The sequence below is a fragment of the Mesorhizobium sp. M0923 genome, from assembly GCF_040319365.1.
In the GTDB taxonomy this organism is placed as follows: domain Bacteria; phylum Pseudomonadota; class Alphaproteobacteria; order Rhizobiales; family Rhizobiaceae; genus Mesorhizobium.
Genome location: NZ_JAMYNW010000063.1, coordinates 1 through 950, shown reverse-complemented (window position 1 = coordinate 950; position 950 = coordinate 1). Strand labels below are relative to the sequence as shown.

2 protein-coding genes and 1 tRNA gene are annotated in these 950 nt (G+C 56.4%); all 3 read right to left on the bottom strand.

Annotation, left to right across the window (positions count from 1 at the left end):
* Positions 1-81 precede the first annotated feature (81 nt).
* Positions 82-333 (bottom strand): GIY-YIG nuclease family protein, encoded by a 252-nt coding sequence (locus NKH89_RS35645; protein WP_023721031.1) that lies wholly within the window; start codon positions 331-333, stop codon positions 82-84.
* Between the two features lie 94 nt (positions 334-427).
* Positions 428-518, bottom strand: a tRNA-Ser gene (locus tag NKH89_RS35640).
* A partial coding sequence (locus NKH89_RS35635) for a hypothetical protein (RefSeq protein WP_352549848.1) occupies positions 480-950 on the bottom strand: 471 nt, incomplete at its 5' end. The genes NKH89_RS35640 and NKH89_RS35635, both read right to left, overlap by 39 nt.

Genomic DNA, 950 nt, shown 5'->3' with positions numbered 1-950 from the left:
GAATCGAGGGCGGAGGTCGGCAAAAAGCAGCTCGTTCGGCTGTTTTTATTTATATTTTCAAATAGATAAGTCCTAAGGCCGTCAGTGAGGCCCTGTCCGCCAAAAACGCTTACTGGCGAAGGCCTTGCCTGAACCGGTCTTGAAATATCGCTCGAGTTGCCGTGCGTTGGCCTCGGTTTCAACCCCGATGTAGGACTTCAAAGTTACAGGCAGATAGGCCTTGGTCGAAGTCACATAGCCTGATCGATGCGATTCGAAGCGGCGCCGAAGGTCGTTGGTCGACCCGACGTAGACATCGCCGTTACGAAGTTGCAGGAAATAGACGTACCACATAGTCCCCCTACGCTACTTCGTAGCTTCGGGCGACACCCTACGCCCAAAATGCGGTTCCGGGTGGCCTGCCACCCGAAGCCCGCAGGGCGTAGGGTGGCGGAGAGGATGGGATTCGAACCCACGAGAAGCTTTTGACCTCTACTCCCTTAGCAGGGGAGCGCCTTCGACCACTCGGCCACCTCTCCGTTGCGCCGGTGGATAAAGAAAAGCGCCGGCACAATCAACAAGCTGGCGCTATTATCCTTGAAAAATCGACCCTTCGCCAAAGCGCCGCCCAGCGATGTGGCGATTCTGCGGCGATTCCCTGGTTCGCGACTCGCGCCATGGTCACATTTCGGGCCGACCATCGCCGGAATCCGCCGTTTGCAACGGCTTGCGAAGGGCTGTTGGTTAACGGGAGCTTTCGGAGTGAGGCCAAATCGTGTCATTTGTGCAACAACGCCGGGGTATAGCGCCAACACAAACCTTTTGCCGGTACGATCGTGGTTGAACGCCGCCGTCTCATGGGTAATGTCGGGTTTGAAGGAGCGGCGCGGTGCGCATCTTTTTCGGTAGTGGGGATGGGGCAGGGAACGCTGTCCTTCAGCAAAGAATACCCAGACCCGTTTTTTAACTTT

Excerpts from the sequence above, each read along its gene's own strand:
- NKH89_RS35645 (WP_023721031.1), bottom strand. The coding sequence starts at position 333 with ATGTGGTACGTCTATTTCCTGCAACTTCGTAACGGCGATGTCTACGTC.